The organism is Marivita cryptomonadis (assembly GCF_002115725.1).
Taxonomy (GTDB): domain Bacteria; phylum Pseudomonadota; class Alphaproteobacteria; order Rhodobacterales; family Rhodobacteraceae; genus Marivita; species Marivita cryptomonadis.
In genome coordinates, this window is record NZ_JFKD01000075.1 from 1 (window position 1) to 1,226 (window position 1,226).

General features: G+C 60.4%; 1 pseudogene. It reads left to right on the forward strand.

The window, feature by feature from the left end:
* Positions 1-1,195: pseudogene (locus MCRY_RS22320) on the forward strand (IS3 family transposase); the annotation flags it as partial.
* Positions 1,196-1,226: the final 31 nt, after the last annotated feature.

The following is a 1,226-nucleotide window of genomic DNA, read 5'->3' on the forward strand; positions in this document are numbered from 1 at the left end:
CCAAGGAAGAGAAGAAACGGGTCAGGGATCTGGAGCGCGAACTTGCTCGCAAGGACCGCGCATTGGCTGAAACGGCAGCGCTTCTTGTTCTGCGAAAAAAGGCGGCAGCGATCTGGGGGGACGGAGAGGACGCATGATCAGCACCCCACATCGCCAAACCGCAGTTGCTCTGATCAATGAGGCCATCACTGCTGGCGCGCGGCGGGCCAAAGCCTGCGCCGAGCTGGAAATCAGCGATCGCACATTGCGGCGCTGGACAAAAGACGGCCAGATACACGCCGATCAGCGCCCTCTTGTGCCGCGCCCGGAGCCAGCCAACAAGCTGAGTGCCGAGGAACGCGCGGCCGTGCTTGACGTGTGTAATTCAACGGAGTTTGCCAGCCTTCCTCCGTCACAGATCGTGCCTAAACTGGCCGATCAGGGACGGTATCTTGCATCCGAGTCCAGCTTTTATCGCATCCTGCGCGCAGATGGACAGCAGCATCACCGGGGTCGGGCCAAGCCGCCGGTCCGGCGCAAACCGCCCGCCAGCTACAAGGCCAGCGCGCCCTGCGAGGTCTGGACTTGGGACATCACATGGATGCCTGGACCGGTCGCAGGCATGTTCTTCTACCTCTACCTGATCGTGGACATCTTCAGCCGCAAGATCGTTGGATGGGAGGTTCATGAACGCGAGAGCGCGGAGCTGGCGGCGATGCTGATCCGCAAAGCGGTTCTGGCTGAGGGACGCACCCTGCGCCCACTGGTTCTGCATGCCGACAATGGCAGCCCGATGAAGGGCGCGACAATGAAAACAACCATGGAAAAACTCGGCATCATCGCGTCCTACAGCCGACCGCGCGTCAGCAATGACAACCCGTTCTCGGAGGCTCTGTTCCGCACCTGCAAATATCGCCCGGACTGGCCGCGCAAAGGGTTTGCCACCAAAGAGGACGCCCAAGCCTGGGTGAAATCATTTGCCACTTGGTATAACGGCGAGCACTTGCACAGCGCCATTCGCTTCGTCACGCCAGGCGCGCGCCATGCTGGTCATGATCGTGCAACGCTGGCAAACCGCGCCAGTCTCTATGCAAATGCACGTTCACAAAACCCGGAACGCTGGTCAGGCAAAACCCGTAACTGGCAACCTGCCGGACCCGTCTGGCTCAACCCCGAAACCGAAATCAGCGCCCCTGAAATCAGAGACGCCGCATGAAATCGGCGGACAACTCCTTTGACAAACACCG